25 protein-coding genes are annotated in these 22674 nt (G+C 64.3%); 14 read left to right on the forward strand and 11 right to left on the reverse strand.

Features of this window, described 5'->3' with window-relative positions:
- Positions 1 to 43: 43 nt before the first annotated feature.
- The 4 genes from DSM43276_RS03250 (at position 44) to DSM43276_RS03265 (ending at position 3722) form a co-directional block, all read left to right on the forward strand.
- A complete protein-coding gene (locus DSM43276_RS03250; protein ID WP_078331366.1) occupies positions 44 to 1504 on the forward strand; it encodes an ATP-binding protein in 1461 nt (486 codons plus the stop codon).
- Positions 1505 to 1882: 378 nt separating this feature from the next.
- Positions 1883 to 2539, forward strand: a complete 657-nt coding sequence (locus DSM43276_RS03255; RefSeq protein ID WP_078331367.1) for an MspA family porin — start codon at positions 1883 to 1885, stop codon at positions 2537 to 2539.
- Positions 2540 to 2553: 14 nt separating this feature from the next.
- A complete protein-coding gene (locus DSM43276_RS03260) occupies positions 2554 to 3120 on the forward strand; it encodes a hypothetical protein (protein ID WP_078331368.1) in 567 nt (188 codons plus the stop codon).
- Positions 3121 to 3152: 32 nt separating this feature from the next.
- Entirely contained in the window at positions 3153 to 3722 is a 570-nt protein-coding gene (locus DSM43276_RS03265) for a hypothetical protein (protein WP_078331369.1), read from the forward strand.
- A gap of 98 nt (positions 3723 to 3820) precedes the next feature.
- Here the strand turns inward: DSM43276_RS03265 and DSM43276_RS03270 are convergent, their stop codons facing one another.
- The 6 genes from DSM43276_RS03270 to lmeA form a co-directional block, all read right to left on the reverse strand.
- Complete coding sequence (locus tag DSM43276_RS03270) at positions 3821 to 4126, reverse strand: DUF1416 domain-containing protein (RefSeq protein WP_070936675.1); 306 nt, start codon at positions 4124 to 4126, stop codon at positions 3821 to 3823.
- 2 nt (positions 4127 to 4128) lie between these two features.
- Positions 4129 to 4962, reverse strand: coding sequence for a sulfurtransferase (locus DSM43276_RS03275; protein WP_078331370.1), 834 nt, complete (start codon positions 4960 to 4962; stop codon positions 4129 to 4131).
- A gap of 30 nt (positions 4963 to 4992) precedes the next feature.
- Complete coding sequence (locus tag DSM43276_RS03280; protein WP_078331371.1) at positions 4993 to 5466, reverse strand: DUF4395 domain-containing protein; 474 nt, start codon at positions 5464 to 5466, stop codon at positions 4993 to 4995.
- A 69-nt stretch (positions 5467 to 5535) separates the two neighbouring features.
- On the reverse strand, positions 5536 to 5625 hold the full coding sequence (locus DSM43276_RS24050; protein WP_354535866.1) for an Ms5788A family Cys-rich leader peptide: 90 nt from the start codon (positions 5623 to 5625) through the stop codon (positions 5536 to 5538).
- A 10-nt stretch (positions 5626 to 5635) separates the two neighbouring features.
- The gene (locus DSM43276_RS03285; RefSeq protein WP_078331372.1) at positions 5636 to 6055 is read right to left on the reverse strand and encodes a thioredoxin family protein; all 420 of its coding nucleotides are present in this window, start codon (positions 6053 to 6055) and stop codon (positions 5636 to 5638) included.
- A gap of 44 nt (positions 6056 to 6099) precedes the next feature.
- Positions 6100 to 6897 (reverse strand): mannan chain length control protein LmeA, encoded by a 798-nt coding sequence (gene lmeA, locus DSM43276_RS03290; RefSeq protein ID WP_078331385.1) that lies wholly within the window; start codon positions 6895 to 6897, stop codon positions 6100 to 6102.
- Between the two features lie 116 nt (positions 6898 to 7013).
- Here lmeA and DSM43276_RS03295 point away from each other — a divergent pair, with 116 nt between their 5' ends.
- From DSM43276_RS03295 to DSM43276_RS03325, 7 genes are all read left to right on the forward strand, one after another.
- On the forward strand, positions 7014 to 7808 hold the full coding sequence (locus DSM43276_RS03295; RefSeq protein WP_078331386.1) for a winged helix-turn-helix transcriptional regulator: 795 nt from the start codon (positions 7014 to 7016) through the stop codon (positions 7806 to 7808).
- A 20-nt stretch (positions 7809 to 7828) separates the two neighbouring features.
- Positions 7829 to 8734: a mycothiol synthase gene (gene mshD / locus DSM43276_RS03300; RefSeq protein ID WP_078331373.1), complete on the forward strand. Its 906-nt coding sequence runs from the start codon at positions 7829 to 7831 to the stop codon at positions 8732 to 8734.
- Between the two features lie 166 nt (positions 8735 to 8900).
- Positions 8901 to 10040 carry a phosphate ABC transporter substrate-binding protein PstS gene (gene pstS, locus DSM43276_RS03305; protein WP_078331374.1) on the forward strand — a complete coding sequence of 380 codons (1140 nt, stop codon included), beginning with the start codon at positions 8901 to 8903 and terminating at the stop codon, positions 10038 to 10040.
- 78 nt (positions 10041 to 10118) lie between these two features.
- A complete protein-coding gene (pstC, locus tag DSM43276_RS03310) occupies positions 10119 to 11183 on the forward strand; it encodes a phosphate ABC transporter permease subunit PstC (protein ID WP_078331375.1) in 1065 nt (354 codons plus the stop codon).
- The gene (pstA, locus tag DSM43276_RS03315) at positions 11180 to 12088 is read left to right on the forward strand and encodes a phosphate ABC transporter permease PstA (RefSeq protein WP_078324787.1); all 909 of its coding nucleotides are present in this window, start codon (positions 11180 to 11182) and stop codon (positions 12086 to 12088) included. The genes pstC and pstA overlap by 4 nt, the downstream gene beginning before the upstream one ends.
- A gap of 10 nt (positions 12089 to 12098) precedes the next feature.
- Positions 12099 to 12875, forward strand: a complete 777-nt coding sequence (pstB, locus tag DSM43276_RS03320; protein WP_078324788.1) for a phosphate ABC transporter ATP-binding protein PstB — start codon at positions 12099 to 12101, stop codon at positions 12873 to 12875.
- A gap of 39 nt (positions 12876 to 12914) precedes the next feature.
- The gene (locus DSM43276_RS03325) at positions 12915 to 13841 is read left to right on the forward strand and encodes an NADP-dependent oxidoreductase (protein ID WP_078331376.1); all 927 of its coding nucleotides are present in this window, start codon (positions 12915 to 12917) and stop codon (positions 13839 to 13841) included.
- Between the two features lie 4 nt (positions 13842 to 13845).
- On the opposite strand, the gene phoU is transcribed toward DSM43276_RS03325, so the two are convergent.
- The 4 genes from phoU to DSM43276_RS03345 form a co-directional block, all read right to left on the reverse strand.
- Positions 13846 to 14523 carry a phosphate signaling complex protein PhoU gene (gene phoU / locus DSM43276_RS03330; protein ID WP_078324790.1) on the reverse strand — a complete coding sequence of 226 codons (678 nt, stop codon included), beginning with the start codon at positions 14521 to 14523 and terminating at the stop codon, positions 13846 to 13848.
- Between the two features lie 113 nt (positions 14524 to 14636).
- On the reverse strand, positions 14637 to 16946 hold the full coding sequence (locus tag DSM43276_RS03335) for an LCP family protein (protein ID WP_078331377.1): 2310 nt from the start codon (positions 16944 to 16946) through the stop codon (positions 14637 to 14639).
- 148 nt (positions 16947 to 17094) lie between these two features.
- Complete coding sequence (gene dusB / locus DSM43276_RS03340) at positions 17095 to 18270, reverse strand: tRNA dihydrouridine synthase DusB (RefSeq protein WP_109556296.1); 1176 nt, start codon at positions 18268 to 18270, stop codon at positions 17095 to 17097.
- Positions 18271 to 18282: 12 nt separating this feature from the next.
- Positions 18283 to 19287 (reverse strand): acyl-ACP desaturase, encoded by a 1005-nt coding sequence (locus DSM43276_RS03345; RefSeq protein WP_136628980.1) that lies wholly within the window; start codon positions 19285 to 19287, stop codon positions 18283 to 18285.
- Positions 19288 to 19502: 215 nt separating this feature from the next.
- Between DSM43276_RS03345 and DSM43276_RS03350 the strand changes: the two genes are divergently transcribed.
- Entirely contained in the window at positions 19503 to 19850 is a 348-nt protein-coding gene (locus tag DSM43276_RS03350; RefSeq protein WP_078331536.1) for a hypothetical protein, read from the forward strand.
- Here the strand turns inward: DSM43276_RS03350 and DSM43276_RS03355 are convergent.
- Complete coding sequence (locus DSM43276_RS03355; protein WP_078331535.1) at positions 19807 to 20457, reverse strand: TetR/AcrR family transcriptional regulator; 651 nt, start codon at positions 20455 to 20457, stop codon at positions 19807 to 19809. The two genes, DSM43276_RS03350 and DSM43276_RS03355, sit on opposite strands and share 44 nt — an antisense overlap.
- Positions 20458 to 20531: 74 nt before the next feature.
- Between DSM43276_RS03355 and DSM43276_RS03360 the strand changes: the two genes are divergently transcribed.
- Both DSM43276_RS03360 and DSM43276_RS03365 read left to right on the forward strand, forming a co-directional pair.
- Positions 20532 to 21548: an oxygenase MpaB family protein gene (locus DSM43276_RS03360; RefSeq protein WP_078331534.1), complete on the forward strand. Its 1017-nt coding sequence runs from the start codon at positions 20532 to 20534 to the stop codon at positions 21546 to 21548.
- A gap of 106 nt (positions 21549 to 21654) precedes the next feature.
- On the forward strand, positions 21655 to 22638 hold the full coding sequence (locus tag DSM43276_RS03365; protein ID WP_078331533.1) for an oxygenase MpaB family protein: 984 nt from the start codon (positions 21655 to 21657) through the stop codon (positions 22636 to 22638).
- Positions 22639 to 22674 lie beyond the last annotated feature (36 nt).

Raw genomic sequence — 22674 nt, forward strand, 5'->3', positions numbered from 1 at the left:
CGTGACCCCCACTATCTCAACGCTGCCGCTGGGGCCGTCGACGATGGCCGGCGAGTCGGTCAACAACGGCCGCGGCGCGTCATCACCCAGATTGTGGGGATGGCTGACGCTGCCCTTCCGGCCGGGCGCATCACCCTCGGCCACACTCGGAATCCTGGTGGCGGCGGGCTTTCTCGTTTCCGAAACCGTCGCGGCGCTGTTACTGCGGCAGATCGCGCCGACCGAGCGCATGGGGACCATTTATCTTCTCGGCATCTTGGTCGTGTCGGCGATCTGGGGCCTGCGGCTCGCGGTGCTCACCTCCATCGCCAGCGCCATCACGTTCGACTATGTACGCGATTGGCCGAACGGTCACGTGCTGTCGGTCGAGCTGCAGAACGGCGTGGTCCACGTGATTTTCCTGGTTGCCGCGCTGGTTGCCAACGGGCTGGCAAGCCTGGCTCGCGCCCGCACCAACGAGGTCGAGGCGCGCCGTCGGGAGGCGGCCGCTATCGCCGAGCAGCAGGCGGGGTTGCGCCGGATAGCGACTCTGGTCGCGCGCGCGGTACCTCCGTCGGACGTGTTCGCGGCGCTGGTCGACGAGATGGTCCATTGCCTGCACGCCGACACCGCGATTCTGATGCGGTATGAGGCCGGCAACACCGTCACCATTGTCGCGGCATCCGGTGACGTAGGCCTGGGTCACACCCCGGGAACCCAGTTCGTGTTGGACGACGGCGTGCCGCCGGGCGAGGCGCTGGACTTCCATGCCAGCGTGTCCACCCCGATCCGCGTCGGTGAGAGCACCTGGGGAGCGGCAGTGCTGCGGGGGGAAGGCCTTGCGGTTGCACCCGTGAACGACTTTGCCGACCTGGCTGCCACCGCGATCGCGAATGCCCACACGCGAGAAGAACTCACAGCCTCCCGCGCGCGGATCGTGACAGCGGCCGACGAGGCACGGCGCCGTCTAGAGCGCGATCTGCACGACGGCGTACAGCAGCGCCTGGCGTCGCTGCGCCTGCGGCTCGGCATGGTGACCGCGGAGTTGCCCTCGGGTTTCCCTGATCTGGCCAACCAACTCGCCGAGCTCAATGCCGGGTTGATCGGCGTCACCGAGGATCTTCGGGAATTCTCGCGCGGTGTTCACCCGGCAATCCTGTCCAGTGGCTTGCGGCCCGCGTTGTGCACGCTGGCGCGGCGCTCGGCCGTTCCGGTCACCATCGAGGTGAACGTTGATGGCGCGATCGCCGAGTCGGTCGAGATGGCCGCGTACTACGTGCTGGCGGAGGCACTTGCCAACGCCGCCAAGCACTCCGCTGCCAGTCAGGTGCAGGTTTCGGTGCGATGTAGCGGGCCAGATCTTTGTATGGCTATCCGCGATGACGGCGTAGGTGGGGCCAATCCGCGTAAGGGTTCGGGACTCGTGGGGCTGACCGACAGAGTCGAGGCGCTGGGCGGCACGTTGAGGGTGTCCAGCCCCGTCGGGCGCGGTACGTCTCTGGACGTGTCCATTCCGATTCTCTGACCGGGTCGCTGCCACGGCCCCGCACAGGTGATTCCCGGGTATTTCTGCCTGCGGTGCTGTCCTCATGGGGGCAAACCACACCTGCTTAATGGTGGGAAACCCTACCAAATTCCGCGTTTAGTCCCCGTTCACCGAGATTCGAGGCGGCGTTAACGGATCTCTAGCTAGATGAGCTCCGTTCGGTTGCGAAGAGCTTTATCGGGAATAAGTGACGGCTGGAGAAATTGTTGCGGTAAAGCGCAATTCGCAGAAATTGTGGCGTTGTTGCCTGGTCAAGAGTGATGTTGTCGATATCAGTCGATAAATGCCCATACAAGGCAAGCGGCGCCATTCCGTAAGACAGAACGGCGATATTCAAAGACCATTCGAAAGGCTCACATGGCGGGAATGCTTGATCGATTTACGCGCGCTGCATGCGTTGTGGCGGTGCTCTGCGGTATGGCAGTGACAGAAGCGCCCGCGGCATTCGCGGAACCGGTGACCATGTTGCCGGAGGACCTGGATCAGGTGACACCGGACGGCTGGCACATCCATCTGAACAGCTACAACGAGGTAGTCAACTCGATTCCCAACCTCGCCAATGCGACGAACTCTCGCGAGGCCTTTGTATCCCTGTATGCCTCGGCGAGGGTCGAGGGTGGGCAAGGGGCGATCGTGGACAGCCTGTTCATCATGGGCTATCAGCTCGGCTGCCAATCTGACGTGTCCAGCGGCCTTCAGTTCGGCGGCGCGGCGTCCGGCGGTGTGAGCGGAACCGGAAGCCTCGGGTCGAGCAGCTCCGTCGGCGGATCAGTAGGTGGCGGTCTTACCGGGTACGCGCAGACGGTTCTCGAACCCGGCGTGATTGTTGATCTCCCGATGTCGAACATGGCGCTCGACAAGTCGGGACACGCAACGCTCGACGTCACGAATCTGCATGTCAAGGCCGATGCCTGCGGCGGCGATGTCACCGTCCGGTCGTACGCGTACTTGCGGATCTCGACCACGGGGGCACATTCCTCCTACGCCATCTATGGCGAACCCACCAAGATCTGAACAAGGAGAACGCCATGGCATCACGCATGATCGCGAGGGGAGCGCTCGCGATTCTCTGTGGCGCAGGGATTTTCCTGGCGCCGAACGCATCCGCAGATCCCGTCCCTCCCGGCCCACCTCCTGGCTATGACGGTCTTCCGTACCACAACATGCCGGGCCGGATCGGGCATCAACCCGGTGCGTACACCTGGATCCTGGGCTTCTGGATGCGGCCCCGGCGCGTCCTCGACACGGCCGGCGTGGCCGCGATGACCAATACCGACTCCCAATCGGCCGAGTTCGGGCTCCCCGGCTCGCAACTCGGTGTCGAACCGCAGCGCCGTTCGATGGTGGGGAACGCCTTCGGAGTGCGGCCGGAGTCGCAGATGGAGGCGACGGGTGCACCCGAGCCTGCCGGTGGCGTCACGCCCGGATACACGATGCCGGTGGGCAGTCCGGGTGGTGGCCTCGAAGACCCCTACGCCGGAACCGCGAGACAGCTGCCCCTCGGCGGTGAATCCCTGCAGCCGGCCGCCAACGGGACCGTCGGGCCAAGCTCTGTGAACAGCGGCCCCGACACGGGTCCCACCTTGTCGAAGTGACTCACCGCACCCATAGGCAGAGGATCCACACCATGAGAGCACACCTCACCCGAGCAGCGGCGATTGTCGCGCTGCTACCTGCGACACTGCTGGGAGCGCCGAGCGCGGCGGCGGACCCTTCGGTACCGGGCGACCCGACAGGGCAGATCTACTCTCCGCCGGGCTACATCGGCTACTTCCCCGGCGCGTACGGGTTCCAAACCGTCTTCTCCCTGACCCCGCCGCCCCGGGTCCTGGACGCCGGTGGCGTCGGGGCCATGACGAACGCGGACCCGGAGTCGTCCCATATCGGCCTGCCCGACGATCGTCTCGGAGTTCAGTTGAAGTATGTCGTCGTGAAGCCACAAGAGGCCGGCCCGCGTGGACAGGTCTTCGGCGTGCGCACCGGTTCGCCCATGCAGGAGACCGCGGCGCCCGACGCCGCCGGCGGCGTGATGCCGGGTGCGACGTCCGCCATCGGCCGGCAAAACCCCGCCACCGGGCAATCGATCGGACTGGAGGATCCGTCACCGGTCGGGGGTGGACCCGAGCAGCCCATGCCGGGGCTGGAGGCCAGGCAGCCGGTGCGCAGTCCCGTCGCCGCACCGGATACGGCGAACTGAACTCCTGCGGGCACGGCGCCTAGTGACATGAAAAGGCACTCAGGTACGTGATTCGGGCTGAATACGTACCTGAGTGCCTTCGGCAGCGAAAGAAGAGGCTAGGCCTCGATCTTGATGTCGACCTCGTGGATGCCGGCGCCGGTGGGGCTCACCGTGGCCGTGCCGTTCCCGGCCGAGGACAACGCGCGCAGCGTCCAGTCGCCCGGTGCGGCGAAGAACCGGAAGTCGCCGGTCGCAGACGCCACCACCTCGGCGGTGAATTCATCGGAGGAATCCAGCAGGCGCACAAAGGCACCGCCCACCGTCTGACCGTTGCCGTCGACCACGCGGCCGGTGATCACGGTTTCCTTTTCCACGTCAACGCCCGCCGGAATGGCCAGGCCCTGCTTCGGTGCACTGCACATAACTAGCTTCCCAACTCGATCGGGGCTCCCACCAGAGAGCCGTATTCGGTCCAACTGCCGTCGTAGTTCGTCACGTTCTGATGTCCCAGGAGCTCCTGCAACACGAACCAGGTGTGCGAGGAACGCTCACCGATACGGCAGTACGCGATGGTTTCCTTTTCACCGTCCAGCCCCGCGTCGGCGTAGAGCTTGGCCAGCTCTTCATCCGACTTGAAGGTGCCGTCTTCATTGGCCGCCTTGCTCCACGGGACGTTGATGGCGCCGGGGACGTGTCCGGGGCGCTGGCTCTGCTCCTGCGGCAGGTGTGCGGGAGCCAGGATCTTCCCCGAGAACTCGTCGGGCGAACGCACGTCGACCAGGTTCTTGGCGCCGATGGCGGCGATCACCTCGTCGCGGAAGGCGCGGATCGAGTTGTCCGGTGCGGCGGCCTGGTAGGACGTTGCGGGCCGCGAGACGGTGTCAGTGGACAGCGCGCGGCCGTCCAGCTCCCACTTCTTGCGGCCGCCGTCGAGCAGCTTCACGTCCTGGTGCCCGTACAACTTGAAGTACCAGTAGGCGTATGCGGCGAACCAGTTGTTGTTACCGCCGTAGAGGACCACGGTGTCGTCGTTGCCGATGCCCTTGTCGGACAGCAGCTTCGAGAACTGCTGCTGATCGACGAAGTCTCGCTTGACCGCATCCTGCAGATCGGTCTTCCAGTCCAGCCTGACGGCGCCCTCGATGTGGCCGACGTCGTACGCGCTGGTGTCCTCGTCCACCTCCACGAACACCGTGTTGGGGGTGGAAAGGTTGTCTTGCGCCCATTGGGCGGAGACCAGTACGTCAGAGCGTGCCATGCAGGGGATCCTTCCGGTGGTTTTGTCGGGTTACTGAGCCGACGGTTGTGTGCGGCGAAAACGGGTGACGAGCGGGTACAACTGGCAGCCCAGGCAGATGCCGAAGGCGGCGTTCAGGAAGGCGGCGCCCAGTGCGAACGCCGTCGCGATCAGGCCGAGCAAGGTGACGCCGGTGGCGAACCCGATGGTTCCGACCGCGGCGAAGGTGAAACCCAGCAACTGGGCGAACTGTAGAGGCGGGATGGGCTCACGCTCGGTGACCGGGCTCAGCCTGGGCTGAATCAGGGTCCGGAAGATCGTTCCGTAGGGGGAGCGATGCGGTCCCAGCAGCGCGCCGATCGCGAACACCACCGCTTGAAGTCCCAGGATCACCGCGGCTGCAACCGGCGACACGGCAGACACCGCCAGGGTGATGATGAGAACTGTGGTGGTGACCCACGCGACGAAGCGCGGACCGCGAACGTCAACCTGACTGATTGCGGGCGGTGTGTTGGCAGTGGTCATGGGGTGTTGTGCTCCTAAGGGTGGCGGATATGGCTACACCAGGTACGGCACACTCAAAGGTGGCCGCTATTAGCAGCAACAACAACAGCAGCAGCCCGCGACGCGGCACAGATCGACGGCGCGTCGTTTAGTGAGCATCGGCTCAAGGCGGGCTTGCACGGCGACGAGTTTACCCCGGCTGCGTCATGCCCTGCAGCGCAGTGCGCAGGTCGGCGGCCTTGGGCACTCCAGAGACCCGATACGCCTGCCGTCCGGTGGCATCGAAGATGAACGTTGTCGGCAGTGACAGCACCGAGAGGACCCGCGCGGCGTCGGGATTGGCATCGATGTCGACCTCTATATGGGCCACCTCAGGATGGTCAGCCGAGACCTGGTCGACAACTCGCCGGACCGACGCGCACGGACCACACCAGACCGCGCTGAAATGCACGATTGTCGGTCCGGTCGCGGAGAGCTCGATGCCGGGCGGGGCTTGGACGTCGTCCGTTCCGCCGGGGCCTTCGCGGAGCTTGCCGGCCCTGCTCTTGATGGCAACTGCGATGAGGCTCGACGCCAGCAGCGCGACCGCGATCACCATGACCGCGGTCACAAAGGGCGATGAGCCGCTCTCCTGGAGAGCGGACAAACCTGACGTCATGACTGTTTGAACGCGTCCAGGGAGATGGTTACTCCCTTGGCGATACCTTCGATGATCACATCTGATCCACGTGCGCCGACCGTTGTTGGTTCGATGGCGAAGGGGAGCTTCTGCTGCGGGACCACTTTGGTGAACGCGGCGAACACGTTCGCCTGCTGGTCCTCGGGCACATCGCGGTCGGCCGTGCCCGGGCCCGTCACCACGGATGTGGCGACGAACTGCAGATCCGTCTTGGCCGGTCCGCCGACGGAGACGTCGACGGAGACGGTCACCTTGTGCTGAAATTCGCCCGTCTTCGGCGTGCCGGTGAACAGCAGGCCGGTTCCCGTGGAAATACCGGATTCGGTGGTGCCGCCGGTGGCGTCGTTCTGTTCCTTCGGCGGGGGTTCGACGGCGAGGTCGTTGATTCCCATGAATCGGCCCAAGTGGTTGGAGTCGATGATGATTCGGCTCTCCACCCTGTCCACGCGCAATGGAGAATCCGGGCGGATCAGCCAGGAAGCCTGGGATATATCGATGCCGTGCAAGGTGCCTTCCAGCGTCGCCTTGCCCGTTTCCGCGTGGTCCACCCCGTGCGCCTTGATCTCTACTTCCTTGTATCGGTGCGCCAGAGCCTGGGGAATGAACGGGAACACCAGGATCGCCACGGACGGATCGGAGCTCAGGTTTGCCTCGGCGCGCAGCGTCCGGGACAGCCGGTATTCGGCGTAGATCGCACATCCGAAATCGGTGCCGGTGACCGCAATTGCCAGTGCACATACCGGCGCGATAGTGGCGATCAGGGGTTTGCGCATCTGCACATTCTGGCGTACCGCCGCGCGTCTGACGTTCTCGGCCGGGCTTACCAGCAGGTGGCGGGGTACATTATGGAACACCTGGAGACCGAAGCACCCGGGTGTTGGAGGGCTCGTTGGACCTGTTGCTGCTGACCGCTGACCCAAATCCCGATGCGGTGTTGCCGTCTCTGTCGCTGCTCGCCCATACCGTGCGACCGGTGCCCAGCGAGGTGTCCTCGCTGCTGGAGGCGGGCTCCGCCGACCTGGCGATCGTCGATGCGCGCACGGATCTGGCCTCCGCGCGCGGCCTGTGCAGACTGCTGGGAGCCGCCGGATCGTCGGTTCCGGTGGTCGCCGTGGTCAACGAGGGCAGCCTGGTGGCGGTCAACGTCGACTGGGGTCTGGACGACATCCTGCTGCCCGGAACGGGCCCCGCTGAGATCGACGCACGGCTACGCCTGCTGGTGGGGCGCCGTGCGGGCGCGGTCAATGTGGAGAACGCCAGCAAGGTTGTGCTCGGCGAACTGGTCATTGACGAGGGCACCTACACCGCGCGGTTGCGCGGGCGCCCGCTCGACCTCACCTACAAGGAGTTCGAGCTGCTCAAGTATTTGGCGCAGCACGCCGGTCGAGTGTTCACCCGGGCTCAGCTGCTTCAAGAGGTGTGGGGATACGACTTCTTCGGTGGCACTCGCACCGTGGATGTCCACGTGCGGCGGCTGCGCGCGAAGCTGGGCGGCGAGTACGAATCGCTCATCGGCACCGTACGCAACGTCGGTTACAAGGCGGTCCGGCCGCCACGAGCGAAGGGCGACTCCGGCGCATCCGAGAGTGCCGGCGTCACGGTCCCCGACGTCGATGACGACGTGGACGAGCAGATCGGCGATGACGACGTCGTCACCGAACCAGGGGCACGCAACGCAGGCTGAATCACGACTAGCGTGACGGTATGACCGAATGGGTCCCGCTTCTCGATGATCAGCGCCAACTACAGATACGCGAATTGATTGTCGGGGCCACCCGCGTCGATGGTGTCGCGCCGGTGGGGGAACAGGTGCTGCGCGAGCTGCGCGGAACCGGAGCCAAGCATCTGGTCGCCGAGGACGGGGACGAGGTGGCGGCCTACCTCAACTTGGTGTTGCCGGACGACGGCGCCACCGACGGGGATGCTCGCGAGAATGCCACGGCGATGGCCGAATTGGTGGTCGCGCCGGCGATGCGGCGCCGCGGGATCGGTTCGGCGATGATTCGGCAAGCCCTTGGTGAGGGTGGCGAGGGCACCCGCATGTGGGCCCACGGCGACCTGCCGGAGGCGAGGGCGCTGGCTGCCAAGCTGGGGCTGGTCGCGTTGCGGCGGCTCCATCAGATGCGTCGCCCCCTGTCAGATCTGCCCGCCGTCTCGGTCGACCCCAGTGTCGTTATCCGGCATTATATTGGGCCGCAAGATGATTCGGATCTGCTTCGCGTCAACAACGCCGCGTTCGCGTGGCATCCGGAACAAGGGGGCTGGACGCAGGACGATCTGTCCGGCCGGTTTGCCGAACCCTGGTTCGATCCGACTGGGGTGTTCCTCGCGCACGACGCGCAGACCGGCGACCTTCTCGGATTCCACTGGACCAAAAGGCATTTGGACAAGCCCGGAGTGGGCGAGGTGTATGTCGTGGGGGTCGACCCCGCCGCGCAGGGCGGGGGATTGGGTCATCTCCTGACGTTGGTGGGGCTGCATCATCTGGCTGACACCGGATTGAGCACCGTGTTGCTGTACGTCGAGTCGGACAACAGCGCGGCCCTGCGAACCTATGAGCGGCTGGGATTCGAGGTTTCCCTCACCGATGCCGCCTACGGTCGGGCCTGATAGGCGTTTACCTGCGATAACGACCGGACTGTCAAGTCTGTGAGTTCACTTCCCGTTCACCTGCGGTCGGGTGCCCGTCCATCGACTGCCTTTAGTTTCCGGGGTGCGCGTAGAAGATCCATCCCATCACCTGACTTCCGATCACTCATGCGAGAAAGCGAGAGCCGTGAACCTCAAGGCCGTGAATCTTAAAAGCACTGGCACCACGATCTTCGCGGCGGCCGCCGCAGTCGCTCTGACCGCCGGCCTCGCCGCCTGCGGTAGCGACAACACCACGGGAGGTTCCTCGTCCAGTGCCTCAGGCGCTGCTTCCGGCTCGGGCGACTGTGCGGGCAAGGCCAAGCTGAGCGCAGAGGGCTCGTCGGCACAGAAGAACGCCTTCGACATTTTTGCTAACGAGTACTCGACCGCGTGCTCCGGAAAGTCGATCAACTACAACCCCACCGGCTCGGGCAAGGGACGCGACAACTTCATCGCCGGACAGGTCGACATCGGCGGCTCCGACTCGGCGCTGTCCGAGGAAGAGGCGGGCAAGGCAAAGGAGCGCTGCGCAGGCAACGAGGCATGGAACCTGCCCGTCGTTTTCGGTCCAATTGCCTTGGCCTACAACGTCCCCGGCGTTGACAAGCTGGTCCTGAACGCGGACGCCGCGGCCAAGATCTTCACCGGTGCCATCACCACCTGGAATGACCCGGCCATCGCCGCACTCAACCCGGGCGCGACGCTGCCGGACACCAAGGTCACCCCGGTGTACCGCAAGGACAAGTCCGGCACCAGCGAGAACTTTGGTAAGTATCTGACCACCGCGGCCCCGGAGAGCTGGACCAAGGGCAGCAGTGGCAGCTGGGAGGGCGGCGCCGGTGAGAGCGCCGAGAAGTCCTCCGGTGTGGCCGAGAAGGTCAAGGCTCTGCCCGGTGCCATCACCTATGTGGAGAAGGGCTACGCCGACGACCTCAAGATGCCGTATGCCCAGATCGACAGCGGTGCCGGCGCGGTTGCGCTGACCCCGGAGACCGCCGCAGCCTCGGTGGAGACCGCCAAGTTCGCGGGCGAGGGTAATGACCTCAAGCTGGACCTGGCCTCGATCTACGGGACCAAGACCGCCGGTGCTTACCCGATCGTGCTGGCCACCTACGAGATCGTCTGCTCCAAGGGTTACAAGGACCCCGAAGTTGCCGCCGCGGTGAAGTCGTTCCTGACGGTTGCGGTGAACCAGGGACAGAAGGGTCTGGCCGATGTCGGCTACGCCCCGCTGCCCACACAGTTCAAGTCCCGTCTGGAGACGGCCATCAAGGCCCTCTCCTAGCAGCTGATTCGTCCCCACCCGGTGAGCTCGGGCGACCCGGGTGGGGACGTACCATCAACGACATAGACAGCGAGTTCAATGAGCAGCCAGACCAGCGGGATCGATCCCGTGGGGGTAGCCCGTCCGGCGGATCTTGACGGATCGGTCTTCGAGGAGAAGCCACAACCCATGAGCGACGAGGGCGACCATCAGCCACCCGCTAAGTCCACCAAGACGGTCAGCCGTCCAGGCGACCGCATCTTCTCCGGGCTCGCGACTGGCTCGGGAGTGTTCGTTGTCGCGCTCATCGGTCTGGTGGCCGTATTCCTGATCCTGCGCGCTGTCCCGGCGCTGAACAACGACGACGCGAACTTCTTCCTCTACAACGGTCCGTGGCGCACCGACGACACGGCGCACATGCAGTTCGGCGTCCTCGATCTGTTCCAGGTCACCGTCTTCGTTTCGGTCTTCGCGCTCCTGCTCGCCATGCCGGTGGCTCTTGGTATCGCGATCTACCTCTCCGAGTACGCACCGGCACGGGTTCGTGGGCCGCTGGCCTATGTCATTGACCTGCTGGCCGCGGTGCCGTCCATCGTCTACGGCCTGTGGGGCATCTATGTGCTGGCGCCCGCGATCGCGCCGGTTGCCCTCTGGCTCAACAGAAACCTCGGTTTCATACCGTTTTTTGCCGACAGCCCCGTAAACATCGGAGGCGGCGGCAACCTGTTCACCGGTGGCATTGTGCTGGCGGTGATGATCCTGCCGATCATCGCGGCTGTCACTCGCGAGGTCTTCATTCAGACCCCGAGGGGCCAGATCGAGGCCGCGCTCGCGTTGGGCGCCACCAAATGGGAAGTGGTGCGCACCACCATCATTCCGTTCGGCACCTCCGGATATATCAGTGGTTCCATGTTGGGGCTCGGTCGCGCGCTGGGCGAGACCATCGCACTGATGTTGATCTTGTCGGGTACCTCGGTGGCATTCGGCTGGTCGCTGTTCGACAGTGGGAGCACCTTTGCAACCCATATCGCTTCCAATGCATCGGAATTCAACAACGAATTGGAGGCCGGAGCCTACATCGCGGCCGGGCTGGTGCTGTTCGTGCTGACGTTCCTGGTGAACTCGGCGGCCCGTGCCGTCGTCGGCGGAAAGGGCCGGGCATGACCGCGACTCTTGACAGGCCCGTGAAGGAGCCTGCTTTCCATCCCCTCTCGGGTAGGCGCAAGGCCACCAACGCCCTTGCCACGGTGCTTGTCTCGGCGTCGGTGCTGGTCGCCCTGGTTCCGCTGGTGTGGGTGCTGTACACCGTGTTCGATCGCGGATTCAGTGCCATCCTCAGTGAGGACTGGTGGTTCAAATCCCAGAACATGATGACCAACCGGATCGAGGGTGGCGGCGCCTATCACGCCATCATCGGCACGCTCTTCCAAGGTCTGTTCTGCGCGATCATCTCGGTGCCCATCGGCATCTTCGTGGCCATCTACCTCGTCGAGTACGGTGCCAACTCCCGGCTGGCCAAGCTCACCACCTTCATGGTCGACATCCTGACCGGCGTGCCGTCCATTGTGGCCGCGCTGTTCATCTATGCCCTGTGGGTGGCGACGCTCGGGTTGCCGAGGTCGGGCCTTGCGGTATCGCTTGCCTTGGTGCTGTTGATGATTCCGGTGGTGGTGCGCTCCTCGGAGGAAATGCTCAAGATCGTCCCGAACGATCTGCGCGAGGCCTCTTTCGCACTGGGCGTGCCCAAGTGGAAGACCATCGCGCGCATCGTGCTGCCTACCGCACTCTCGGGTGTGGTTACCGGTGTGATGCTGGCGCTGGCCCGTGTCATGGGCGAAACCGCACCGCTGCTGGTGCTCGTCGGCTACAGCAAGCTGATCAACTACGACATGTTCGGCGGGGAGATGGCCTCGCTGCCCGGCATGATGCTCGACCAGCGCAGCGGTTCTGTGGTGGGGCTTGCCGAGTCGCGGCTCTGGGGCGCCGCCCTCACCCTCATCCTGCTGGTTGCGATCCTCAACGTAATCGCCAAGCTCATTTCGCGTTTCTTCGCACCGAAAAAGGTCTAGGAAGGTAGTCATGGCCAAGCGCCTCGATCTCAAGGACGTCAACATCTTTTACGGCAAGTTCCACGCCGTTCAGGATGTCGCGCTGTCGGTTCCGCCTCGCAGCGTGACGGCCTTCATCGGCCCGTCCGGTTGCGGTAAGTCGACTGTGCTGCGCACCCTCAACCGGATGCATGAGGTGACACCCGGTGCTCGTGTCGAGGGTTCGGTGCTGCTCGACGGTGCCGACATCTACGGTGCCGGGGTGGACCCGGTTTCGGTGCGTAAGACCATTGGCATGGTGTTCCAGCGGCCAAACCCATTCCCCACCATGTCGATTCGTGACAATGTGGTGGCCGGCCTGCGGTTGCAGGGCGTGCGCAGCAAGAAGACCCTTGACGAGGTCGCCGAGCGCTCACTGCAGGGCGCCAACCTGTGGAACGAGGTCAAGGATCGTCTCGACCGTCCGGGCGGCGGGCTCTCCGGCGGTCAGCAGCAGCGTCTGTGCATCGCCAGAGCCATCGCCGTGCAGCCGGACGTGCTGCTGATGGACGAGCCGTGCTCGGCCCTGGACCCCATCTCCACGCTGGCCATCGAGGATTTGATCTCCGAGCTCAAGCAGGAGTTCACCATCGTCATCGTCACGCACAACATGCAGCAGGCCGCGCGCGTCAGCGATCAGACCGCGTTCTTCAACCTGGAGGCCGCCGGTAAGCCGGGCATGCTGGTGGAGATCGACGACACCGAGCGGATCTTCTCCAACCCCAGCCAGAAGGCCACCGAGGACTACATCTCCGGCCGCTTCGGCTGATCCAGGAATACCTCGGGTCGCGCAACTGTCTTAGTCGGCATGACAAAGGCAGTGCAGTTTGACCAGTACGGCGATATCGACGTCCTGCAGGTGCGTGAGGTGCCGCGTCCGGTCCCCGGGCCCGGTGAGGTGCTCGTGCAGGTGCGTGCCGCGGGGATCAACCCCGGCGAGGCGAAGATCCGCACCGGGGTGCTGCACGATAGGTTCCCCGCGATCTTCCCCTCCGGGCAGGGCAGCGACCTGGCCGGTGTGGTGGTGGAGGTGGGCCACAGCGTGGCGCGTTTCGCGCCAGGGGACGAGGTGTTCGGCTACACCGATGATCGGGCCAGTCACGCGGAGTTCGTCGTCGTTCCGGCGAGCCAGCTAGTCACCAAGCCTGAGAGTCTGTCATGGGAGGTGGCGGGCAGTCTCTTCGTCGCGGGTACCACCGCATACGCCGCGGTCGGCTCGGTGGATTTGGCTCCGGGTGATGTGGTCGCCGTCTCGGGCGCGGCGGGGGGAGTGGGCACCATCGCCGTACAGCTCGCCAAGGCCGCTGGTGCGACCGTGATCGGTATCGCAGGGCAGGGCAACGACGAGTGGCTCACCGCGCATGGCGTCATCCCGGTCAACTACGGCGACAGATTGGCAGACCGCATCAAGGCAGCAGCGCCCGACGGGCGGGTTGACGCCTTCCTCGACCTCTTCGGCGGAGGCTACGTGGAGCTGGCGCTCAATGAGCTTGGAGTGGAGCTGCGGCGAATCGACACCATCATCGACTTTGCGGCAATCGAGCGATACGGCGTGCAAAGTGTGGGAAACGCCGAAGGCGCCTCGGCGCAGGTGCTCGCCGAGCTGGCCGCACTAATTGTCGACGAAAAGCTGGATGTGATTGTTGCGCAGACATTCCCGCTGGACGAGGTGCGCAGTGCGTACGAGCTGCTCGAACAGCAGCACACCCGCGGAAAGATCGTCCTGGTGCCTTAGCCGCTCAGAGTGGAGTCAGGTGGTCGTGGCCCTGCCCCTCCGGCGGCAGCGTGCCGGTCACCTGGAAGATGACCCGTCGGGCGACCTCCACCGCGTGATCGGCGAAGCGCTCGTAGAAGCGACCCAGCAGCGTTACATCGACGGCGGCGGCCACTCCATGCCTCCACTCGCGGTCCATCAACACGGTGAACAGGTGCCGGTGCAGATCGTCCATCGCATCGTCTTCTTCATTGATGCGGGCGGCCTTCTCCGGATCGCGGGTCAGCAGCACCTCCTGCGCGCTGTTGCCCAAATCGACTGCGACACGGCCCATCTCAGCGAAGTATCCGTTGACCTCTTCGGGCAGCGCGTGCTGAGGGTGCCGGCGCCGGGCGATCTTGGCGACGTGCAGGGCCAGGGCGCCCATCCGGTCCACGTCCGCGACAATCTGGATGCTGCTGACGACCTCGCGCAGGTCGCCGGCCACCGGGGCCTGCAGGGCCAAGATGGCGAAGGCGTTCTCTTCGGCAGCGGCACTCATCGCGGTGATCTGCTCGTGGTCGGTGATGACCTGCTCGGCAAGGACGAGATCGGCCTGCAGCAATGCACGAGTGGCCCGCTCCATAGCGGCTCCGGCCAACCCACACATCTCCCCCAGCTGTGCCGATAATGAGGACAGCTGCTCCTGAAACGCGGTACGCATGGATTAAGACTACGGACCAGTCGTCGTTGAGTCATGGCCCTGGTGTGAACGGCGAGTGAATGCCGCTACAGATTCCGTCGACAAAACTTGCGATCAATGTCTAAATAGATGGACTATCCGCAGGTAGCGTCGCCGGCGTTGACGACCGTCAGGTCCATCGGAAGTTCGGCGGGAGCCATCGCGCCCGATGACAGCTGCAGCGGCACGGTCGATCCGGCGACGGGCGGAGCCTGCACGTTGGCGGTGGACATGTAGTCACCGCCGAGGACCACGCGCACAGAGGTTTGGGCTCCGGTGATCCGCTGGAGCTTGGCTCCACCGAACGAGGCGGCAACCGTCGCGGCCTGCTGCTCGTGTCCCGGCGAGAAGAAGACCGTGGTGGCGGGTAGTGCGGACGGATAGTCGTCGGTGGTGGTGATGCCGAATCCGTACTGGGACAGCTGGCTGGCCGCCGATGCGGCCAGGCCCGTTCGGCCCGTGCTGTTGGACACGTGCACGTTGATCTCGCTGGGCTCTGTGGTGACCAGGTCGATCTGTTCACTCGGCGTAGCGGCGGGAGCAGGTGTGGCCGTGGATGTTTCGCCGAGTTCAGTCGCATCGCCGTGCTCGCTGGATGCCAAGGTAGTGCCTTGAGTGGTGGTGCCGGGCATGGGGACGCGGGTGCCGTCGGGCTGCAGCTCGCCGGGCAACGGATCGTCATTGATGATGGCGTCGAAGATCTTTCGGATATCCGTGGTGCGCGGCGTCTCGTTGCCCTCAGGGTCGGTGCCATCGGTTGGGACCGTCAGGAAGGTGATCCGGCCAGCCTTCACGTCCTGCAGTGATTGACCAAGGTCCACAAGGTCTTTCGTCCTGATGTTGTCGACGTAGGAGTCGTCGATGAAGGTGTTCACCACGTTGTTGAGCTTGCTCAACGAGAAGAAGGTGTTGTGCGAGATCATCGAACGCAGCAGGGATGACAGGAACAACTGTTGCCGCTTGATGCGCCCGTAGTCACCGTTGTACTCGGTGGTGACCTGACGTGCGCGTACGTACTGCAGGGCAGTATGCCCGTCAATCGTTTGGCGTCCAGCGGTTTCCAGCACGGTGCCCAGTTCGTAGTCCTCGATCGGCGTGGGCGTGCATACCTCGACCCCACCCAGCGCGTCGACCATCTTGGAGAACCCGGCGAAGTCCACCCCGAGGAAGCGGTTGATGTTCAACCCCGAGATCTTCTGAATGACCTTGACCAGACACTTGGGACCGCCAAATGCGAAGGCCGAGTTGAGTTTAGTTTCGGTATAGGCCTTATCGGGCCCGTAGGACCGGGTGTCCTCGTTCCAGACCTCGCAGAGTGTCGGCTGGATCGCCAGATCGCGCGGGAAGGACACCACCGCGACGCGCTTACGGTTCGCCGGGATGTTGACCAACATCATGGTGTCCGAGCGCGTGCCCTCGGCATCGGAGGTGTCTCCGGCGCCCATGTTGCTATTGGCGCCCGCACGGGTGTCGACGCCGATGATGAGGAAGTTCTCGTCGCCGTACTGAGCGTTGGGATCGCGGATGTCGTGGGAGTTGGGATCCAGCGCCTCGACGCGGTTGAGCCTGTTGTTCTTGACATTGCTCCACTGCCACGCGCCGCCGGTCACGGTGAGGGAGCACACCGCGACGATCGCGGCAATGGAGCGTCCGAGGTAGATGGGCCGCCGTGAGCGCTTGGACTCAGGTTCCTGGACAAAGGCTTCCGGATTCCCCACGCGGATGGGGATGGCGCGGGTGTCGATGTTGTCGTCCAGATTCGATGCCCGCACACGGCGTGCGGCGGCCTTGTCGTAGAGGGGGGCGTCGTCCGGATAGTCGACAAAGTCGGCATGCTCATCGACCGGCTCGTCGGAGTAGCGATCGAGATCGGGTGCGTCCTGTTGCACCTGCGGGAGGACATCGGTGTGGCTTTCGTCGGCGAACGCAGCGAGAGCGGGCTCCTCGGCGCGGTCCTCGGCCTCTGAGCGGGCGTGCCGCCGCGATCGGCGCCCGCCGCCGGCGCCCTCACGGGCCAGGAGATCGGCCACCGACAGCGAGTGTGAGCCGGTCTCGTGCGCTGACGTAGCGGGCGGTTCCGGTGCCCGGCCCGGCGTCGATCCGTTGGGGGCGGGTTTGGGCGGTCGGGTGGCCTGCCGCGGTGCGGGCCGGGGGGCCGGCGCTGCTGGCTCCGGACGCTGCGTCTCGCGCACCGTGTGCGTGGTCTCCAACCGCCGCGCCCACTCGTCGTCGGTGGGATCGGGCAGCGAGTGATTCAGCGCGGGTGGTGGCGTCCACGGTGTGTTGGATGGTTCCGGCGCCAAGTCAATGTCAGGATGACTGCCAACGGGCTCGACCGCGCGTTCCCATGGGGCCGCGCCGTATGCGCGCGGTTGGGCAGGAGTGGCGTTGGGGCCATCACCCATATTCAACCTCGCTTAAAAACGTCTGGACAGTTGCAAGTACACGGCACACCGGCAGCACATAATGCCGTGCCCTGGGCACGGTCGTCGTCACATGCTACTGAGCATTGCCGCAGATCACCATGCCCAGTGACCGAGATGTGACCCCACATCACCCGCCAGAGTGCATGACGTCGGCGGCTGAGGGAACCGTGCAATCGTCGGGGTCGTTGAGCCAGCCATCGGGCAGCGACACCTTGCCAGGTGACCCCTGGCGTCCCCGAGGGCCGTTTCCGCCCTCGGGGAAGGGAGCGGTGGGATCCAGCTGATTGAGCAGGGTGTCCAGCTCGGCGAGGGTGCTGACGAGTGCGAGCGCGCGCCGGAGGTCTCCACCGGCCGGGAAGCCGTGCAGGTACCAGGCAATGTGCTTGCGCATATCGCGCAACGCCTTGTCCTCCCCAAAATGATCGACGAGCAACACAGCATGACGACGCATAATGTCCGTGACCTGACCGAGATTTGGCGGCACTGGAATCGTCTGACCGTTGAAAACGGCACTCAGTTCGGCGAAGAGCCAGGGCCGACCAAGGCATCCGCGGCCAATGACGACGCCGTCGCAGCCCGTCTGTTCCATCATGACGACCGCATCGGCGGCGTCGAAAATATCGCCGTTTCCGAGAACGGGGATGGTTGTCACGTGGTTCTTGAGTGCCGCTATCTGGCCCCAGTCGGCGGTGCCCGAGTAGCGCTGCGAGGCGGTACGTGCGTGTAGCGCAACCGCGGCGGCTCCCTCGGCCTCGGCGATGGCGCCGGCATCGAGGTGGGTGTGGTGGTCGTCGTCGATGCCGACGCGGAACTTGACTGTTACCGGTATATCGGTGCCCTCCGTGGCGCGCACGGCGGCGGAGACGATCTGCCCGAACAGCCGCCGCTTGTAGGGAAGTGCTGCGCCGCCGCCATTCCGGGTGACCTTCGGGACCGGGCAACCGAAGTTCATGTCGATGTGGTCGGCGAGATCCTCGTCCACCACCATCTTGGCGGCCCGATAGGTCGTTTCCGGATCGACTGAATAGAGCTGTAGCGACCGCGGTGACTCTTCTGGGGAGAAAGTCGTCATGTGCAGCGTGACGGGATGCCGCTCGGCCAGGGCCCGCGCGGTGACCATCTCGCAGACGTACAGTCCGCTCACGGTGCCCGTGGTGGCCAGCTCCAGCTCCCGGCACAGCGTCCGGAACGCCACGTTGGTGACACCCGCCATCGGAGCGAGCACGACCGGGCTCGGCAATACCAAAGACCCGATCCGCAGTTCGCGGGATCGGGCCTTCGGAAGGTCGACGGATGCGGTCACGATGTCAGTCGATTAGACACTGACCGCTTCCCTGGCGGCCTTGGCGGCGTTGCGCTCGGCCCGCTTGGCCTGGCGCTCCAGGTACTTGGCCTTGACTTCCTCGAAGTCGGCGGAGGTCTTCCTGAGATCGTTGACGATGCGGTCCAGGTCCTCGCGCAGGGTTTCGCCCTCGCCGCTGAGGTCGGTGCGGTCGAAGATGCGCCATTTGCGCAGCACCGGCAACACCACCTCGTCGAGATGTGACTGCGGGTCGTACACGCCGCCGGTGGCGATGGTGACGGCGCTCCTGCGGAATCCGGGGATCGTGTAGCCGGGCATCTTGAAGTTATCGAGTACCCGGTGAACGGCCTTCACGGCCTGGTTCGGTGACACTTCGAGGGCAGCCTCGACCATGTTCCGATAGAAGATCATGTGCAGGTTCTCGTCGGTCGAGATCCGCTTGAGCAGCTCGTCGGCCACCGGCTCGTTGCAGGCCTTGCCGGTGTTGCGGTGCGAGACGCGGGTAGCCAGCTCCTGGAACGTCACATAGACGACGGAATCGAGCAGGCTGTGGGCGAAAATCTCCTCCCCGCCCTGCCGATTCTGGCCGGGGGAGAAGCCGCGGGTCATCTGCTCCACGCGGAGCTTCTCGAGTTCCACGGGATCTACCGAGCGGGTGACCACGAGGTAGTCGCGGATGGCAATGCCGTGGCGATTCTCCTCGGCGGTCCACCGGTTCACCCAGGTGCCCCACGGCCCGTCCATGGTGAAGTTCATCGCGATCTCGCGGTGATATGAGGGCAGATTGTCCTCGGTGAGCAGGTTGGTGATCATCGCGACCTTGGCCACCTCGGAGAGCTTGGACTGCTCCGGATCCCAGTCCTGCCCACCCAGTGCCTTGTAGTTCTTGCCCTCGGACCACGGCACGTAGTCGTGGGGGTTCCAGTCCTTGGTGACACCGAGGTGGCGGTTGACATTCTCCTCGACCACGGGCTCGAGCTCGTGCATGAGCTCGAGGTCGGTGAATTCCTTCTGCATGGACACGTTCCTCAGGTCTCGACAGAGTTATCTGTATCTGGAAGTTGCAGTCAATATATCTGTAAACGGCGGTTGCACACAAGTGGACGGATCATGACGCACAAATACCCTTCCGCGTGCCTACCGACGTGCGGATCAATGCGTTTCTCGCTCGGGCTGCGAGACCGCTATACCCGCAGTATGATTGCTCGCATCCCAAGCCGGAGGTGTATCCAGTGAAGTCGGTAGTCAACGCGACCATCGTCGCGGTTGCGGGCGCGGGTTTCTCGTTGGCGATGGCCGGGCTGGCCCATGCGGGTGGCCCGACCGACACGACCGGGCAGTTCTACGGCGATGCCTCCTCCACTCTTAAGGGTGAGGGCTACACGGTCGTCGTTGCGGGCCGCTCTGGTGATCAAGTGGGTCTTGACAATTGCCTTGTCGCGCATCAGGAAGCGTTCACCGTTAAGAAGGGGCAGGACGACCGCGGAAAGATGGTCCATGTGACCCTGCGCTGCTACAAGGCAGAGGTCGCGGCGGCTAAGAAGGCTGCTGAGGAGAAGGCGAAGTCCGCAGCGACGTAGTCGACCCGGTCGTTGATGGCGTCGCGGTAGCGCCCTGTAGCAGTATCTGCACGCAGTAGTCCACGAACCGCTGCCGGCCCACATTCAGCTCCTCGTTCAGGTATCCCCTGAAAAGGCTTGTCAGCGCACCCACGAGGCTGGTTGCCACCAATTGTTGCTGCACCTCGTCGGTGAGGTTGGTGCTGAGCTTTCCCTGCAACAACGCGACGAATCGTGGTAGCCAGTCGTAACCGGATTCCGAAAGTGTCGGCTCAAATGTCGGTGCTATCAGGAGGACTCGTCCCATCGTGGGTTCGTCCACCATGAGACGGACAAACGCGTCGACGCCCTCATGTGCGGATCGGGCGCCGCTGAGTGCTTCGATCGCGCGAAAGCCCACGTGGTCGTAGACCGCTCGGACGAAGGTGTCGCGGTCGGAGAAGTTCTCGTAGAAGTATCGCTCGGTCATGCCCGCGGATCGGCATACGGCCCGGACGGTGACGGCCGGCCGGGGGTTGAGTCCCAACAGGCGTACGCCGGCCGCCATGAGCTCGCGCCGCCGCTCATCTGCGCGCTCGCTCGCTGAGATACCTGCCCAGCTACGTCGCTGCGCTTGACCGTTCGCCACGGGCCTCCTAGTCTGATATCAAAGTTGACAACCGTGATTGTCACTATACGTCGAACTGCAACGGAGCGTTCCGAATGGTCAACGATATGTCCGAGCTCGCCGAGGCGCAGCCTGTCGCCACATCCGGCACCTTCATGTCGGGCTGTCCGGTGAGCCACGAAGCGGGTTCGTCGAGCGCTGTACCACTCGGCCCTGAATCGTTGACGTGGAAGTACTTCGGTGATTGGCGGGGGGTGTTGCAGGGCCCCTATGCCGGGTCCATGCAGAACATGCATCCACAGCTGGGCGCGGCCGTCGAGCAGCATTCCCTGTTCTTCCGGGAGCGTTGGCAACGGCTCCTGCGCTCGTTGTATCCGATCGGCGGCGTCGTATTCGACGGAGATCGTGCCCCGATGACGGGCGCCGAGGTGCGCGACTATCACGTCAACATCAAGGGGGTCGACGATCAGGGGCGCCGGTACAGCGCACTCAATCCTGATGTCTTCTACTGGGCGCACGCCACCTTCTTCATGGGCACGATCGTCGTCGCGGACTGGCTCAGCGGCGGTATCGGCGAGGCCGAGAAGCGTCAGCTCTTCGATGAGCACATCACGTGGTACCGGATGTATGGCATGAGCATGCGACCGGTGCCGAAGACCTGGGAGGATTTCCAGGAATACTGGGATCACATGTGCACCAACGTCTTAGAGGACAACAAGGCTTCGCGAGATGTGCTCGACCTGACCACTCTGGCGGTGCCGCCGTTTGCGCCCTGGATTCCTGAGGGTTTGTGGCGGTTCCAACGACGTTTGGTGGCGCCGATGTTCGTGTGGCTGACCGTTGGCCTGTATCACCCTGCCGTCCGAGAGCGGTTTGGGTACACCTGGTCTGCACGTGATGAGTGGCTGCACCGCAAGTTCGGTCAGGGTGTCAATCTGCTGTTCAAGTTTGTGCCCGAACGCAAGCGGCGCCACCCGCGGGCCCGGGCCGGCTGGGACCGTGCCACGGGAAGGATTCCCACCGATGCCCCGCTAGTGCAGACCCCGGATCGCAACCTGCCGCCACTGGATACGTGGGGCAGCCCCAATCACTACAACCCCAAGGTCTCCTGAACGCCCGTCATTTTTGGTGCTTGACGTCACCACATGGGGGCTCCTAGTGTCGACGTATAACTGAATCGCAATTCAGTTTCTGATAGGGGCGACAACGGAGTGGCTTATGACCGACGGCGAGGTCGATGCTCTGACGGCAGGGTGTCCGGTCACCCACGGCGCGGCTCGGTCCATGCCGGTGCCGCTGGGGCCGGAGTCGTTGACGTGGAAACTCACCGCGGACTGGTCCGGGATGCTGATGGGCTCCTACGCCACCGCGATGCAGAACATGCACCCGAAACTCGGTGCCGCCGTCGAGGAGCACTCCACCTTTCTGCGTGAGCGGTGGGAACGGCTCCTGCGGTCGCTGTATCCGATCACCGGCGTGGTCTTCGACGGGAATCGTGCCCCGACGACCGGCGCCGAGGTGCGCGGCTATCACGTCGGCATCAAAGGCATTGACAGTCAAGGGCGCCGCTACAGCGCACTCGACCCCGACGTCTTCTATTGGGCGCACGCGACCTTCTTCAAATCGTTGTTGCTCTCGGTGGAGCGGTTCGGTGGGGGGCTTACCGAGGCGCAGAAGCGACAACTTTTCGATGAGCACATCGTCTGGTACCAGATGTACGGGATGAGCATGCGGCCCGTGCCCAAGACCTGGGAGGAGTTTCAGGACTATTGGGATGACATGTGCGCCAATGTCTTAGAGGACAACAAGGCGACGCGTGATCTGCTGGACTTCGCCCAGTTGCCCAAGCCGCCGTTCCTGCCGTTGATGCCGACCTGGATGTGGCGCCTAGCGCTCCCTATCTTCACCCGGTTCTCCGAGTGGGTGATGGTTGGGATGTTCGATGATCCAGTGCGAAAACGCCTGGGGTACACGTGGACCGACCGTGACGAGCGGCGTCTTGAGCGACTGGGGCGGGTAAACCACGCGATCTTCCGCCTGGTGCCCTTCCGATGGAGAAAACATCCGCGCGCGCGGGCGGGGTGGGACCGGGCGACCGGGCGGATGCCCGCCAACGCACCGTTGCCGCAGACTTCCGCGCGCTACCTGCCTCCGGTGGCGCTGCGCGACAGTCCCCATCACTACAGCCCCACGGCGTCCTGACCGGCCGACTGCCCTTCTTTAGTTTTCGCCGGTGAC

The organism is Mycobacteroides salmoniphilum, assembly GCF_004924335.1.
Taxonomy (GTDB): Bacteria; Actinomycetota; Actinomycetes; order Mycobacteriales; family Mycobacteriaceae; genus Mycobacterium; species Mycobacterium salmoniphilum.